Annotated in this window: 12 protein-coding genes; 6 read left to right on the top strand and 6 right to left on the bottom strand. The window is 64.7% G+C overall.

What is annotated here, in order from left to right; all coding sequences use genetic code 11:
- Nucleotides 1-12 precede the first annotated feature (12 nt).
- The 5 genes from ABIC76_RS23790 (at nucleotide 13) to ABIC76_RS23770 (ending at nucleotide 6,260) form a co-directional block, all read left to right on the top strand.
- On the top strand, nucleotides 13-1,656 hold the full coding sequence (locus ABIC76_RS23790) for an Nramp family divalent metal transporter (RefSeq protein WP_354535451.1): 1,644 nt from the start codon (nucleotides 13-15) through the stop codon (nucleotides 1,654-1,656).
- 634 nt (nucleotides 1,657-2,290) lie between these two features.
- On the top strand, nucleotides 2,291-3,244 hold the full coding sequence (gene cyoA / locus ABIC76_RS23785) for a ubiquinol oxidase subunit II (RefSeq protein WP_102067474.1): 954 nt from the start codon (nucleotides 2,291-2,293) through the stop codon (nucleotides 3,242-3,244).
- A gap of 9 nt (nucleotides 3,245-3,253) precedes the next feature.
- Nucleotides 3,254-5,233, top strand: a complete 1,980-nt coding sequence (gene cyoB / locus ABIC76_RS23780; RefSeq protein ID WP_102067475.1) for a cytochrome o ubiquinol oxidase subunit I — start codon at nucleotides 3,254-3,256, stop codon at nucleotides 5,231-5,233.
- Nucleotides 5,234-5,249: 16 nt separating this feature from the next.
- Nucleotides 5,250-5,891, top strand: a complete 642-nt coding sequence (gene cyoC / locus ABIC76_RS23775; RefSeq protein ID WP_102067476.1) for a cytochrome o ubiquinol oxidase subunit III — start codon at nucleotides 5,250-5,252, stop codon at nucleotides 5,889-5,891.
- Entirely contained in the window at nucleotides 5,892-6,260 is a 369-nt protein-coding gene (locus ABIC76_RS23770; protein WP_027680202.1) for a cytochrome o ubiquinol oxidase subunit IV, read from the top strand.
- Between the two features lie 51 nt (nucleotides 6,261-6,311).
- Here ABIC76_RS23770 and ABIC76_RS23765 read toward each other — a convergent pair whose 3' ends face one another.
- Nucleotides 6,312-7,427 carry a winged helix DNA-binding domain-containing protein gene (locus tag ABIC76_RS23765; RefSeq protein ID WP_354535450.1) on the bottom strand — a complete coding sequence of 372 codons (1,116 nt, stop codon included), beginning with the start codon at nucleotides 7,425-7,427 and terminating at the stop codon, nucleotides 6,312-6,314.
- 139 nt (nucleotides 7,428-7,566) lie between these two features.
- Here ABIC76_RS23765 and ettA point away from each other — a divergent pair, with 139 nt between their 5' ends.
- Nucleotides 7,567-9,234 (top strand): energy-dependent translational throttle protein EttA, encoded by a 1,668-nt coding sequence (gene ettA / locus ABIC76_RS23760; protein WP_009241971.1) that lies wholly within the window; start codon nucleotides 7,567-7,569, stop codon nucleotides 9,232-9,234.
- Here the strand turns inward: ettA and ABIC76_RS23755 are convergent.
- The 5 genes from ABIC76_RS23755 to ABIC76_RS23735 all read right to left on the bottom strand — a co-directional run bounded on the left by ABIC76_RS23755 (nucleotide 9,231) and on the right by ABIC76_RS23735 (nucleotide 14,763).
- The gene (locus ABIC76_RS23755; protein WP_354535449.1) at nucleotides 9,231-9,455 is read right to left on the bottom strand and encodes a CDGSH iron-sulfur domain-containing protein; all 225 of its coding nucleotides are present in this window, start codon (nucleotides 9,453-9,455) and stop codon (nucleotides 9,231-9,233) included. The genes ettA and ABIC76_RS23755 overlap by 4 nt on opposite strands.
- Before the next feature lie 9 nt (nucleotides 9,456-9,464).
- Nucleotides 9,465-9,953 (bottom strand): aminoacyl-tRNA deacylase, encoded by a 489-nt coding sequence (locus ABIC76_RS23750; RefSeq protein ID WP_102067478.1) that lies wholly within the window; start codon nucleotides 9,951-9,953, stop codon nucleotides 9,465-9,467.
- Nucleotides 9,954-10,113: 160 nt separating this feature from the next.
- A complete protein-coding gene (locus tag ABIC76_RS23745; protein ID WP_027680199.1) occupies nucleotides 10,114-10,425 on the bottom strand; it encodes a hypothetical protein in 312 nt (103 codons plus the stop codon).
- A gap of 190 nt (nucleotides 10,426-10,615) precedes the next feature.
- A complete protein-coding gene (gene mdoH, locus ABIC76_RS23740) occupies nucleotides 10,616-13,204 on the bottom strand; it encodes a glucans biosynthesis glucosyltransferase MdoH (protein ID WP_354535448.1) in 2,589 nt (862 codons plus the stop codon).
- Complete coding sequence (locus ABIC76_RS23735) at nucleotides 13,177-14,763, bottom strand: glucan biosynthesis protein G (RefSeq protein ID WP_102067511.1); 1,587 nt, start codon at nucleotides 14,761-14,763, stop codon at nucleotides 13,177-13,179. The genes mdoH and ABIC76_RS23735 overlap by 28 nt, the downstream gene beginning before the upstream one ends.
- Between the last annotated feature and the right edge of the window lie 77 nt (nucleotides 14,764-14,840).

Raw genomic sequence — 14,840 nt, 5'->3', positions numbered from 1 at the left:
ACGGAGGTCGACATGACCCAATTCGCTTCGGGCATCGACGCACCACCCCGTCATGCCGCACTCGACGACGCTCATGTGGGCGACATTCGCGGCGCGCTCGGCACCATCGCGCATCACGATACGGGCGCCCGTCACAGCTGGCGCGCGCGTCTGCGGACGCTGCTCGCCATCCTCGGGCCTGGGCTGATCGTGATGGTCGGCGACAACGACGCAGGCGCGTTCGGCACTTACACCCAGGCTGGGCAGAACTACGGCACCACGCTGCTGTGGACGCTGTTGTTGCTGATTCCCGTGCTGTATGTCAACCAGGAGATGGTGCTGCGCCTGGGCGCCGTCACGCGCGTTGGCCATGCGCGATTGATCTTTGCGCGCTTCGGCAGGTTCTGGGGCAGCTTCTCCGTCATTGACCTGTTCCTGGTGAACGCGCTGACGCTCGTGACGGAGTTCATCGGCATCAGCCTGGCGCTGGAATACCTCGGGATCCCGCGGCACTGGGGCGTGTGCGCTGCCGCAGCGCTGGTCATGCTGGCGGCATCCACCGGCGACTTCCGCCGCTTCGAGCGCTTTGCGCTGGTGCTTGTGGCCGGCAGTCTCACGCTGATCCCCGTGTTTTTGATGGTGCATCCGCCGATGGGGCAGGTGGCGCGCGATTTCTTCGTGCCGGCGCTGCCCGCAGGCGCGCCGCTGGCCGAGGTGATGCTGCTGATCATCGCCATCGTGGGGACGACGGTGGCGCCGTGGCAGTTGTTCTTCCAGCAAAGCTACGTGATCGACAAGCGCATCACGGCGCGCTTCATTCGCTACGAGCGTGCGGACCTTTGGCTCGGCATCGTCCTCGTGATCGCCGGTGCGGTGGCGATGATCGCCTTCAGCGCCCAGGCGTTTCACGACACGCCGGAGTTCGGCAACTACACCGACGCGCTCGGCACGGCGCACGGCCTGCAGCGCCACTCGGGCCGCTGGGCCGGTGTGCTGTTTGCGATTGCGCTGCTGGATGCCAGCATCATCGGCGCCTGCGCGGTGTCGCTGTCGACTGCGTATGCGATTGGCGATGTCTTTGCTGTGCGGCATTCGCTGCATCGCAAGCCGACGGAGGCCAAAGGCTTCTATGCGGTCTACTTTGGCCTGACGTTGTTGGCCGCGGGGCTGGTGCTGACGCCCGGCGTGCCGCTCGGTCTGTTGACCAATGCGGTGCAATCGCTGGCCGGCGTGCTGCTGCCAAGCGCGACAGTGTTCCTGCTGCTGTTGTGCAATGACAAGGCGGTGCTCGGCCCGTGGACGAACGGTCGCGCGATGAACATTTTCACGGGCGGTGTCGTGGCGGTGCTCGTGATGTTGTCCGTCATCCTCACGGCCGCCGTGCTCTTCCCGGGCATCGGCGAATTCGAGATCGGCGCCATCCTGCTTGGCGGGTCGCTGATCGCGGCGGTGATGTCGCTGGTGCTATGGCGCATCGAGCGGTGCACGCATCGGCCGCCCCATCCGCAGCGTGTGAGCGTGTTGGATCGCGATCACTGGACGATGCCGCCGCTCGACCATCTCACGCCCGCCCGCTGGACACCGCTCAAACGCACGTGGATGTTTGTGCTGCGCGGTTATCTCGTGGTGGCGGCTGGGCTGGTGCTGGTGCGGATCGCCGGGCTGCTGACTCAATAACGCCGTAAGGGGAAAGTGAAAGCGGGCCACCTCCGTGGCTCGCCTCCATTCCACGTAGCGCGCACATTTGGGGACAACGTCGGCTGCGCGCCACTGTGGCTGATTGTCGCAGTGCAACAACAGGCACTTTCGATTTGCTTACCCGCAAAGCCACGTAAACCCTAGCCCTACGGCTCGGGCATCACTTGTCAATCGACGTCGCTTTCTATTTGCCTGAGCAGATAGCGCGATCCGAAGCGCCGTCTGGCGGTAAGATCGCGCCCGCATTCCACTTCCAACCGCGCTCCCCAACGGGCGCATGACGTAGTGCCTGCTCCGACCTTTCACGCCCCCGATCTGTCGTCCGCCGCTTTGTGCGACGCGGCGGAGTTCGACCTCGCCCATGCCCGGCATGAGCGAAGTCCGCCTCGCCAACTGAGGGCGTTGGGTTCAGCTTCTCCCTGACCGGCGCCTGATGTGATCGAAGATCCGCTGCCGCACCTCAGCTGTATTCGGGGGCGCCGGTAGTTCGGTCTTCCCTCATTTCCCGCGTTTTTCCCCTTGTGGCCGCTGTCTGGGCTGCTGGGCTCCCGTGATGTCCGGAAGCATCGCCGGCGCAATTGTGCAAGACATGAAGAACACACTCGTTCCACATATGAAGCGGCTCCTCGCCGCAAGCCTCCCGCTCCTGCTGGCGGGCTGCAACCTGACGGTCCTGGACCCGAAGGGGATGATTGCGGCTGAAGAGAAGACGCTGATCCTGGTGGCGACCGGCCTGATGCTGCTGGTGGTCATCCCCGTGATCGTGCTGACGCTGGTGTTTGCGTGGAAGTACCGCGCCTCCAACACCAAGGCCCGCTACGAGCCGGACTGGTCGCACTCCAACGCCATCGAAGCCGTGGTGTGGCTGATCCCGTGCCTGATCATCATCGTGCTGGGCGTGATCACCTACAAGTCCACGCACGCGCTCGATCCGTACAAGCCGATCGAATCGGATGTGAAGCCCATCACGGTCGAGGCTGTCTCGCTCGACTGGAAGTGGCTGTTCATCTATCCGGAACTGAAGATCGCGACGGTCAACCAGCTCGCATTCCCGGCCAACACCCCGATCAACTTCAAGATCACGTCCGACACGGTGATGAACGCGTTCTTCATCCCGCAGCTCGGCAGCCAGGTGTACGCCATGGCCGGCATGCAGACCAAGCTGCACCTGATCGCCAACGAGACCGGCGTGTTCGACGGCATGTCGTCGAACTACAGCGGCTCGGGCTTCACGGGCATGAAGTTCAAGGCCACGGCCATGACGAACGAAGAGTTCGACGCCTGGGTCAAGCAGGTTCGCGCCTCGTCGCAGAACCTGACCAAGGAAGGCTACGCCGAGCTGTCCAAGCCGAGCGAGAAGGTGCCGCCGGCGGCGTATGCATCGGTCGACCCGTCGCTGTATCACAGCATCCTGCACAAATACATGGGTGACTCGGACAAGGTCCTGACGCTCGATGAGGCGCTCGAAGGCGCCAACTGCACGACGGCCACGGCTGAGGCGGCAACGCGTCCGCTGCCGGTGCAGTCCGCCCTGCCTGCGCCCAAGAGCGCGGCCAAGAATTCCTAGGAGTTGACGATGTTTGGCAAGTTGAGTCTGGAGGCCATTCCGCTGCACGAGCCCATCGTGGTCGTGACGGTGTCGGCCATTCTGCTGGGTGGCGCGGGCCTGTTCGGCCTGATCACCTATCTCAAGAAGTGGACCTACCTCTGGAATGAGTGGATCACCTCGGTCGATCACAAGAAGATCGGCGTGATGTACTGCATTCTGGCCATCGTGATGCTGCTGCGCGGCTTTGCCGACGCCATCATGATGCGCTCGCAACTGGCGGTTGCCTCGGGCGGCGGTGCCGGCTATCTGCCGCCTGAGCACTACGACCAGATCTTTACCGCGCACGGCGTGATCATGATTTTCTTCATGGCCATGCCGCTGATGACGGGCCTGATCAACCTGATCGTGCCGCTGCAGATTGGCGCGCGCGACGTGGCATTCCCGTTCCTGAACACGCTGTCGTTCTGGCTGGCGGCTGCTGGTGTGGTGCTGATCAACGTGTCGCTGGGCGTGGGCGAATTCGCTCGCACCGGCTGGCTGGCGTACCCGCCGCTGTCGGAGTTGGCCTACAGCCCGGGCGTGGGGGTCGATTACTACATCTGGGCGTTGCAGATATCGGGCCTCGGGACATTGCTGACCGGCGTGAACTTCGTTGCGACCATCTTCAAGATGCGCGCGCCGGGCATGACGCTGATGCGCATGCCGATCTTCACCTGGACCGCCCTGTGCGCCAACATCCTGATCGTGGCTGCCTTCCCGGTGCTGACCGTGGCGCTGGCACTGCTGGGTGCTGATCGCTACCTCGACATGCACTTCTTCACGAACGATGGCGGTGGTAACGCCATGCTGTACGTGAACCTGATCTGGATCTGGGGCCACCCCGAGGTGTACATCCTGATCCTGCCGGCGTTCGGCATGTTCTCGGAAATCGTCTCGACGTTCTCGCGCAAGAAGCTGTTCGGCTACACGTCGATGGTGTGGGCGACCGCCGGCATCACCGTGCTGTCGTTCCTGGTGTGGCTGCACCACTTCTTCACCATGGGCTCGGGTGCGAACGTCAACGCGTTCTTCGGTATCGCGACGATGATCATCTCGATCCCGACGGGCGTGAAGATCTTCAACTGGCTGTTCACGATGTACCGCGGCCGCGTCGAGCTGAACTCGATGATGCTGTGGACGATCGGCTTCATGATCACCTTCGTGATCGGCGGGATGACCGGCGTGCTGCTGGCCGTGCCGGGTGCCGACTTCCTGCTGCACAACAGCCTGTTCCTGATCGCTCACTTCCACAACACCATCATCGGTGGCGTGGTGTTCGGTTACCTGGCTGGTATCACCTACTGGTTCCCGAAGGCCTTTGGCTTCAAGCTGGACGAGAAGTGGGGCAAGCGCGCCTTCTGGTGCTGGTTCGTGGGCTTCTACACCGCGTTCATGCCGCTGTACGTGCTCGGCTTCATGGGCATGACGCGTCGTCTGAACCATACCGACAACCCGGCATGGCAGCCGTGGCTGATCGTCGCCGTGATCGGCGCCGCGATCATCGCCTGCGGTATTGCTTCGCAGCTCATCCAGATCTTCGTGAGCATCCGCAACCGTCATGCGCTGGCTGATCTGACTGGCGACCCGTGGGGCGGCCGTACGCTGGAGTGGGCGACGTCGTCGCCGCCGGCGCACTACAACTTCGCCCGCGTGCCGGTCGTCCGTGACATCGACGCCTTTGCCGACATGAAGGCGCGCGGTGAAGTGCTGACGCAGGTTGCACCGAGCTACGAGAAGATCCACATGCCGAAGAACACCGGCGCCGGCTTCTTCATCGGCATGTTCTCGGTGGTGATGGGCTTCGCGCTGATCTGGCACATCTGGTGGATGGCTGTGCTGGGTCTGGTCGGCATGATCGGCAGCTTCATCCTCCGCAGCAACAACGACGACATCGATTACTACGTGCCCGCTCACGAGGTTCACGAGACCGAGTCGGCCTACTTCCAACGTATCGGTTCGCAGGCTTAAACGGACTTAAACCCCCATGGCTACCAATGTTCTAGACGGTCACGCCGCGCACGGTCACGCGCACGGCCACGACCACGCGCATGACCATGCGCACCACCACGATGCCGCAGACACCAAGGTCTTCGGCTTCTGGGTGTACCTGATGAGCGACTTGATCATCTTCGCGTCGCTGTTTGCCACGTTCTGCGTCCTGCGCGGTGCGACGGCCGGCGGCCCGACGGGCAAGGAGCTTTTTGACCTGTCGTACGTGGCGATCGAAACCGGCATTCTGCTGGTGTCGTCCATCACCTACGGCATGGTGATGATCAGCCTGCAGAACGGCCGCAAGGATCAAGTGATGCTGTGGCTGGGCATCACGCTGCTGCTGGGCGCAGCGTTCGTCGGCATGGAAATCAACGAGTTCCATCACCTGATCGCAGAAGGTGCGGGCCCGAGCCGCAGCGCATTCCTGTCGTCGTTCTTCCTGCTGGTCGGCACGCACGGCCTGCACGTGGCGAGCGGCATGCTGTGGATCATCGTCCTGATGTGGCAGATCAGCCGCAAAGGCCTGACCCCGACGCAATCGACCCGCCTGTCGTGCCTCAGTCTGTTCTGGCACTTCTTGGACGTGGTGTGGATCGGCGTATTTACCGTCGTGTATCTGCTGGGAGCGATGTAAATGGAACAGACCAACGCAACGACCGCCATCGCCCACGATGATGCGCACGGTCATTCGGCTGGCGGCGCCGGCCATGCCACCGTCAAGGGCTACCTGATCGGCTTCGTGCTGGCGGTAATCCTCACGGCCATCCCGTTCAAGATGGTGATGGACGGCGGCTACTCGCACCAGACGGTGCTGGTGACGGTGATGGCCCTGGCGGTTGTCCAGATCGTCGTGCACCTGATCTATTTCCTGCACCTGGACGGCTCGTCCGCCCAGCGCTGGAACGTGATGGCTTTCCTGTTCACGCTGCTGATCCTGGCGATTGTCGTTGTCGGCTCGCTGTGGGTCATGCATAACATGAACGCCAACATGATGACGATGTAACGAGGCCCCGCCTCCGCAGCATCGGAAGGGCGCCCCATGCGGGCGCCTTTTTTATTGCGCCAAGCGGATGGAGTGCGCAGCGCAATGCGCGGCGGCAAAGGCGAGCAATTGCGCGCCTTCCTCCTCCAATGCCCTCATGTCCGGTTTGGCCGGCTTGGCAAAAGGTGACAGCGTGAGCGTGGCTTGCTCGCGCGCCATCTCCAGCTTCCAGGTGCCGGCGACAAAGCCGTCGATCAGCAGCGTCGGCGGCAGGATGCCGTTCTTCGTGTAGATCGCCTTGCGATGGCTATCGTCGAGAATGCGCGCACGGTCTGCATGTGCCAGCAGCGCGCAGTCGAGTTCCGGCAGGAAACGTACCGGCGCTGGCGTGTCGGCATCGGGCCGCGGGGCGCGCGGCAGGTCGAACAGCTCGACGCCGTGCTCGTCGACGAAGGTCTTCAGTTGGGGGCGTAATGTCTCGAACGCCGCCGACAGCCGGGTGAGCCCCGACCACGCCTGCATATCGGCCACCGAGGCGGGGCCGTAGCCGGCGAGGTAGCGCAGCACCAAGGCCTCGGCCGTGGCGGCGGGTTCGACGGCCTCGCCCAGCCAGTCGGCGACGGTGGTCAGCGTCGCTTGCCCAGAGCCACGCCACAGGCCGCGTGGCGGTACCTGCACGAGCGGTTCCAGGAATGGAATGGCACGTGCGAGCGCGGTCGCATCATGCCTGGGCCACAGCGATTGCAGGCGTTCACCCAGCTGCACGGCGGTCAGCGGGCCATCCGCCAACGCGGCGCGGCCCGCCGCGCGCAATGCTGCGGGGTCGATGTCGGCGATGCTCTTGCCCGCGTTGCTGAAGGCCATGCGCTGCATCTGCGGCTCCAGCAGCGGGCGCAGCGCCTGGCAGTCGCGTGCGCTGGCCAGATGCAGCGTGCAGCGGATCATCGTGCCGCGCACGGCTTGGCGAGTGGTCAACAGCTTGTCGAGCGCCTCGGTGCGAAACCCCTCGAGCCGTGACCACAAACCGTAGTGCGGCGCCTGGGGAATTTGCGATTGCATCGCCACCAGCCGCTCGATCGCCGCCAACGGCGTCATGCGACGGCGACGCAGAAGCAACTGGCGGTCGAGTAGCGCGCGGTTGAGCGCGCGGCGGGTCAGCAGCGGGGCGAGGGGCGATGAGCGAGGCATGCCGTTATCTTGCACCGGATCCCGCCGATTGTGCCGCAAACGCCGCGCCGCCTATCCGCGATTCGCGCCCGGCGCGGGCTGTCCCTTTGCTACACTCCGCGGGTTCCCAATTTCATGCGTTTCCCCCCGCTTCTACGCCATGTCACAGTACGTTTTCACCATGAACCGCGTGGGCAAGATCGTTCCGCCCAAGCGCCAGATCCTCAAGGACATCTCGCTGTCGTTTTTCCCGGGCGCCAAGATCGGCGTGCTCGGCCTGAACGGCTCGGGCAAGTCGACCGTGCTGAAGATCATGGCCGGCCTCGACAAGGACATCGAAGGCGAAGCCACACCGATGCCCAATCTGAACATCGGTTACCTGCCGCAGGAGCCGCAGCTCGATCCCGCCAAGACCGTGCGTGAAGAGGTCGAGAGCGGCCTGGGCGAAGTGATGGATGCGCAAAAGCAGCTCGAAGCCATCTACGCGGCATACGCCGAGGAAGGTGCCGACTTCGACAAGCTCGCCGAAGAACAGGCGCGCCTGGAAGCCATCATCGCCGCCGGCTCGGGTGACAACGTCGAACTGCAGCTGGAAATTGCCGCCGACGCACTGCGCCTGCCGCCGTGGGATGCCAAGATCGAGCACCTCTCGGGCGGTGAAAAGCGCCGCGTTGCGCTGTGCAAGCTGCTGCTCTCTCGCCCCGACATGCTGCTGCTGGACGAGCCGACCAACCACCTAGATGCGGAATCGGTGGACTGGCTCGAGCAGTTCCTCACGCGCTTCCCGGGCACCGTTGTGGCCGTGACCCACGACCGTTACTTCCTCGACAACGCTGCCGAGTGGATTCTCGAACTCGACCGCGGCCATGGCATCCCCTGGAAGGGCAATTACAGCTCCTGGCTCGATCAGAAAGAGACGCGCCTGAAGCAGGAAGAGTCGAGCGAATCGGCCCGCCAAAAGGCGCTGAAGAAAGAACTGGAATGGGTGCGCCAGAATCCGAAGGGCCGCCAGGCCAAGTCGAAGGCGCGTCTGGCCCGCTTTGACGAGTTGAACAGCCAGGAATATCAAAAGCGCAACGAAACGCAGGAAATCTTCATCCCGGCCGGCGAGCGTCTGGGCAATGAAGTCATCGAGTTCCAGAACGTCAGCAAGAGCTATGGCGATCGCCTGCTGATCGACAACCTCAGCTTCACGATTCCGCCGGGCGCGATCGTCGGCATCATTGGCCCGAACGGCGCCGGCAAGTCGACGCTGTTCCGCATGATCACGGGCAAGGAGCAGCCGGATTCGGGCACCATCAAGATCGGCCCGACGGTCAAGCTGGCGTACGTGGACCAAAGCCGCGATGCGCTTTCCGCAGACAAGACCGTCTTCGAAGAAATCTCGAACGGCTCGGACATTCTCACCGTGGGCCGGTATGAAACGCCGTCGCGCGCCTACATCGGCCGCTTCAACTTCAAGGGTGGCGACCAGCAGAAGCACGTCGGTACGCTCTCGGGCGGTGAGCGCGGGCGCCTGCATCTGGCCAAGACGCTCATCTCGGGCGGCAACGTGCTGCTGCTCGATGAGCCGTCGAACGACCTCGACGTCGAAACGCTGCGTGCGCTGGAAGATGCGCTGCTCGAGTTCGCCGGCTGCGTGATGGTGATCTCGCACGATCGCTGGTTCCTCGACCGCATCGCCACGCACATCATCGCGTTCGAAGGCGATTCGCACGTCGAATTCTTCCCGGGCAACTACCAGGAATACGAAGCCGACAAGAAGAAGCGTCTTGGCGAAGAAGGCGCGAAGCCCAAGCGTATCCGCTACAAGCCCGTCACGCGCTAAGCAGGCGCGTCCGGCCCAAGCGCGTCGAGGTTGCTGTCAAACTCGACGCGCTTGTGCGAGCTGTCGCAGAACGGCTTGTTCAACGCGTGCCCGCAGCGGCACAGCCATGCCTGGCCTTCTTCTACGGCCACCTCGCGCCCGCTCTGGGTGGCGATCCGGAAGCCTCCCTTGAGGTGATACGGCCCGTTGTTGCGGACCGTGACGACAACGTCCTCGGCCACGATGCGTCCTCAGAAGAGGATGCCCTGCATGCGATACGCGAAGTGGGCGGGTTTGGCGTCGCGCATCAGGGCCATGAACTGATCCATGTCCATATGCACCACGTTTTCGTGGTCGCCGGCTTCGAAGTAGACGTCGCCGTGGGCCATCAGGCTGCTGTCGATGTAGGTCGGCATGCCGTACGCCATGCCCACGGGCGGCACGGCGCCGGCATCGCAGTCCCGGAAGACTTCGCGCAACTCCGACTCATCGGCCAGCGTGAGATCCAGGCGGCCCGATTCCTTTTGCAACTCCGCCAGATGCAGGTGATATGTCGATGGCAACACGGCCGCGACATAGCCGAGCTTGTCTTCGAGCAGCAGCGTCTTGGCGAGACGGTCGCCGGGAACGTGCGCTGCGCGGGCCGTTTCGGTGCTGGTATGGGTATGCGGATGACGAATCACCTCGTAGAGGCAACCTTTGCTGCGCAGGCAGCCGTCGAGTGTGCTGGAGATCGACATGGCGTCCTCCCTGTGCTGTGCGGCCGGCGGCGGGATTGCAGGGGCCGCTACGTCAGCATAGGTCGGTTTGCAGATTGCGCAGGCATTCGAGCGCGCAAAAGCAACGGGCCGCTCAGTGAGCGGCCCGTGTGCCATTGACTGTCGCTGGCTGCGCTAGGCGTTAGCGGTCCCAGCCGCGGTGCCAGCCGTGATCGTGGCGCCATTCGCGCTCACGCCACTCGTGGCGGCGCCATTCACGCTCACGCCAGTAGTCACGGTCGCGGTAGTAGCCGCCATACACGACCGGCGCGGGTGCATAGACCGGGGCGGGGCGATACACCACCGGCGGCGGTGCATAAACCGGTGCCGGGGCCACATACACCGGCGCGGCAGGTACGCCGATCGCCACGCCGACGTCCACATGCGCCAGCGCCGCCGTCGAGGCGCACAGCGCGGCGCCACCCAAAACGAATGCGAGCAGTGTGCGTTTCATGATGCTTCTCCTTACGGTTGCGAGGCCGGGGCTGCGGTGCCGTCGACTTCGTGTATCAAGTTCGTGAAGCCATTCTATGAACCGCCGGGCGCTTCAGGTGATACGTAAATCCTACGGATGTAACGGGAAGTAAAACGCCCCACCGGCAAGATGCGGGTGGGGCGCGGTATTTCACGTGGGGCTGCGTTGTTCAGCTTTCTGCAGCCGCCCAGGCCGCACGCTGTTCCGGTGACGACCACACCGCGAGGTGCAACGCCGACAGCGAGAACGGATCCGACAGCAACACCAGCTTCTGCTTGCCGGTGAGTTTGTCGGGGCCGACTTCCAGCGCATGACGCACATGGGCTTCGCGCACTGCCACGAGGCGCTTGTCCTGCGGAAAGCGCGCCGTACCAATGGCGCACATCAGCGCGTTGGTGACGGGATCGACCACGGCTTGGCGGAAGTCCGGCATGGGCGGAGCATTGCGCAGGTGCTTGCGTGTGGCACGCAGCTCGCGCGGCGGGCGCACTTCCTCGGGGATCATGAACAGGCGCAGCCGCCGCATGCGGCGACCCAAGCTCACGCGGCTGGAGAACACCGACAGCGGGATCGACACGATCAGCGCACCCACGACCGGCGACAGCCACCACAGGAAGCTCGGGTTCAGCCAATACACGATTGCAGCCCAGACGACGCCGATGACGGTGTGCAGGCCGTGGCGGCGTACCGCGTCGCCCCAATGCGTCTGTGCGTCTTCGCGCGGGGGCGATTTCCAGTGCACCTTCCAGCCGAGAAACGCGGCCGTCACAAAGCGCGTGTGGAAGAGCATGCGCACCGGCGCGGCCAGCACCGAGAACGCCGCCTCGATCGCCATCGACAACGCCAGGTGGATCGCCCCGCCAAAGCGCTTCGGCCCCTGTGCCCAAAGAACAAGCACGCTGAGGATCTTCGGCAGGAACAGCACGGTGGCCGTGGCGGAAAACAGCGCGGCGGCCTTTTCCGGATGCCACTCCGGCCAGATCGGGAAGAGCTGGCGCGGCTGCGTGAAGTATTCCGGCGCGATCAGCGTGTGCTTGGCCAGCAGGGCCGTCGACAGGAGCAGGAACAGGAACCACAGCGGCGCCGACAGATACGCCATCACCCCGGTGATGAACACCGCGCGGTGCACACGGTGGAAGCCCGGCGCGCCGAACAGGCGGAAGTTCATCAGGTTGCCGTGGCACCAGCGGCGGTCGCGGCCCAACTCGTCGAGCAGGTTGGGCGGCATCTCTTCGTAGCTGCCGTCGAGGTCGTAGGCGATCCACACGGCCCAGCCGGCGCGGCGCATCAGCGCGGCTTCGACAAAGTCGTGCGACATGATCTCGCCGGAGAGCGAGCCCCTGCCCGGAATCGGCGCCAGTGCGCAGTGCTTGATGAACGGGTCCAGCCGGATGATGGCGTTGTGGCCCCAGTAGTGCGATTCGCCGAGCTGCCAGTAGTGCAGGCCGGCGGTGAACAACGGCCCGTACACACGCGTGGCGAACTGCTGGATACGCGCATACAGCGTATCGCGGCCGGCGGCGCGCGGGGCGGTCTGGATGATGCCCGCGCTGGGCGCACCTTCCATCAGCTGCACGAGGCGCGTCAGGCAATCGCCGCTCATCACGCTGTCGGCGTCGAGCACGATCATGTAGCGGTACCGGCCGCCCCAGCGCCGGCAGAAATCGTCGATGTTGCCGCTCTTGCGCTTCACGCGGTGGCGGCGCCAGCGATAGAAGATGCGACCGAAACCGTCGAGCGCGCGGCAGATGTGCAGCCAGGCGTCGGCTTCTGCCGTGCGGATGTCCGGATCGCCGGAGTCCGACAGCACGAAGAAGTCGAAGTGCTCCAGATGCCCTGTGCGCTGCAGCGATTCGTACGTCGCGCGCAGCCCCGCGAAGACGCGCTGCACATCTTCATTGCAGATCGGCATGACGATGGCCGTGCGGGCATCGTCGGGAATCGTGGCGTCCGGCGTGGCGCGGCGCGAGATGACGAAGCGGTCGCCGTGGAAGGCCAGCAGCAGGAAGCCCGTAATGGCCGTCCAGAAGCCCGCCGAGACCCAGCAGAACAGCACCGCAAACAGCACGATGATGATGGCTTCGAGCCAGTCGGCACCGTGATATGGCAACACCGTGCTCATCGCCCACGTGGCGGCGACGGTCTGCGCGATCATCAGCGCCAGCAGCGTCAGGCGGCGGCGTGCGCCGACGAAGCGCCAGATGCCTTTCGGGTCCGGCGAGTCGGGCGCTTCATACGGCACCGGCTTCTTGCCGCCGTGCATCCAGCGGTCGATGGCCTTGCGCGCGCGCCAGATCGGGCCGAGCACCCACGGCCACGGCACCATCGAACGGCGCGCCGGGGTGGGGCCGGTATCCAGGTGGATGCGGCCCTGGCTGTCGTGCTCAACGGGTGGCGCAGGTTGGGCGGAGGGCTCGGTCGATGCTGCATCGGCGCGCGTGGCGCCATAGGCGGCATCCAGGCGCGAGCCTACGGAGGCGTAGGCCGGTGCGTCGGCGTCGAGCGAAGTCGTCTGGGCCTGATCGACCCGGGCCAGCGCGCGATGCAGCTTGGCAAGCGCCGCTGCATCGTCGTCACCGGCTGCGATGCCCGCGTTGCGCAGCAGCGCAGCCCGCGCGTCGGCAGCCAGCGGCAGCGCCTCAAGGTAATGGTCGGCCACAGACTGCGCTGTGGCAGGGCTGGTGGAGGGGGCTGTGCCGGCAGCACCGGCAGTCTGGGCTGTCGTCACGTTCAGCCCGGAGGTAACAGGTAGCTCCACGTCTCGGAGAGTCCGGTGCCGCCGCTGCGCAGGTAGCCACGCAGTTCAACGGGTTTGTCGTCGTCGACCCGCTTGAGGCGCACGGTCACGCGCCAGCCGCCGGTCGCGGTGTTGGGTTGGCCGAAGATCGATTCGATCTTGCCGTTGGCATCTGCCGAGAACACCGGCTCAACCGGAGCGTTCGGCGCGAGCTTGGCCAGCGCCGGTCCTTCAAAGTCCACCACAAAGGCGATCGTATCGTCGGGCTTGCGCTCGTCGGGGCGCTTGGTCGTCCAGCCGTGCGAGCGGCGCGTCTGCGCGACCCACGCCAGCGCCGGCTTCTTGTCGGCGTCCTTCTGCCACAGCAGGCGGTATTCCAGATTGAACGGCTGCTGCGGCTTGGGCGGGTTCTCGGGCACCCAGTAGGCCACCACGTTGTCGTTGGTCTCGTCGGGCGTCGGAATCTGCACAAGCTCCACGCGGCCCGCGCCCCATTTGCCGACGGGCTCGACCCACGCGCTCGGGCGCAGTTCATAGCGGTCGCCGATTTCCTGGTAGCTGGAGAACGCGCGGTCACGCTGCATCAGGCCGAAGCCGCCCGGGTTGGTCGTCCCGAACGAGCTGACCAGCAGGCGCTTGGGGTTCGTCAGCGGACGCCAGATCCATTCGCCCGTGCCGGACAGCACCGACAGGCCGTCGGAGTCGTGCACCTCGGGGCGGAAATCCAGCGCAGGCGCCGGCTGGTTCTCGCCAAAGAAGAACATGCTGGTAAGCGGCGCGATGGCCAGCTTGCTCACGTTCTCGCGCATGTACAGCTGCGCCTTGACTTCGACTGCCGTATCGCTGCCCGGCTTGATGACGAAGCGGTAGGCGCCCGTCGCGCGGCGCGAATTGAGCAGCGCGTAGATCGTCAAGTCCTTGGCGTTGGCGGCGGGGCGTTCGATCCAGAAGTCGGTGAAGCGGGGGAATTCCTCGCCCGAATTGAGCGCGGTGTCGATGGCCAGCCCGCGCGCGGAGAGGCCGTAGACCTGCCCCTTGCCGATGCCGCGGAAGTAGGACGCGCCCAGGAACACGATGACCTCGTCCTTGTACTTGGGCGTGTTCATCGGATAGTGCACGCGGAAACCGGCAAAGCCGAGCTTCTGCAACTGCTTCGGGTCGAGCTTGACCGGGCCGTAGTCGAACAGGCGCGGATCGAAACGGATTTCGCGCACACCGGCGGGCGACACCTCGTTGATCTTCACGGGCTGGTCGTAGTACGAACCCTCGTGGAAGAAGCCGAGTTCGAACGGCAGCTTGTCGCGGCGCCAGTACGCCTGGTCGGACTTGAAGCGGATTTCGCGGTACTGGTCGTAGCGCAGCTCGCGCAATTCGCGCGGCAGGGTGTCGGCCGGCGCCTGATACGGCTTTGCGGCCAGTTGCTTGGCGCGCGCGGCCACATCGTTGAAGCCAAAGGCCAGCGCGGCATGCGCCGAAGCCAACGCCAACAGGCCGACGGCCAGTCGCGCATAGCCGGCTACCGAACGGGTGCGTGCCGCACGAGCGGCCCCCGGCGTGCGGGAGGAAACAGCGGAGGGAATGTTCAAAATGAGATCGCGTCTATGCGGCGGGCCGAGGAACGTGACGCTTCGGTCCTGCCGGTCATTCGTCTGTGCCG

It is taken from the genome of Ralstonia sp. 1138, assembly GCF_040544795.1.
Classification (GTDB): Bacteria; Pseudomonadota; Gammaproteobacteria; order Burkholderiales; family Burkholderiaceae; genus Ralstonia; species Ralstonia flatus.
The sequence above is the reverse complement of the archived record's forward strand: the minus strand, read 5'-3'. Positions and strand labels throughout refer to the sequence as shown.

Coding starts and splice junctions, on each gene's coding strand:
- ABIC76_RS23750 (WP_102067478.1), bottom strand. CDS start 9,953: ATGTCGATCTCCAGCACACTCGACGGCTGCCTGCGCAGCAAAGGTTGC.
- ABIC76_RS23765 (WP_354535450.1), bottom strand. CDS start 7,427: ATGCCTCGCTCATCGCCCCTCGCCCCGCTGCTGACCCGCCGCGCGCTC.
- ettA (WP_009241971.1), top strand. CDS start 7,567: ATGTCACAGTACGTTTTCACCATGAACCGCGTGGGCAAGATCGTTCCG.
- cyoB (WP_102067475.1), top strand. CDS start 3,254: ATGTTTGGCAAGTTGAGTCTGGAGGCCATTCCGCTGCACGAGCCCATC.
- cyoA (WP_102067474.1), top strand. CDS start 2,291: ATGAAGCGGCTCCTCGCCGCAAGCCTCCCGCTCCTGCTGGCGGGCTGC.
- ABIC76_RS23745 (WP_027680199.1), bottom strand. CDS start 10,425: ATGAAACGCACACTGCTCGCATTCGTTTTGGGTGGCGCCGCGCTGTGC.
- ABIC76_RS23790 (WP_354535451.1), top strand. CDS start 13: ATGACCCAATTCGCTTCGGGCATCGACGCACCACCCCGTCATGCCGCA.
- cyoC (WP_102067476.1), top strand. CDS start 5,250: ATGGCTACCAATGTTCTAGACGGTCACGCCGCGCACGGTCACGCGCAC.
- ABIC76_RS23770 (WP_027680202.1), top strand. CDS start 5,892: ATGGAACAGACCAACGCAACGACCGCCATCGCCCACGATGATGCGCAC.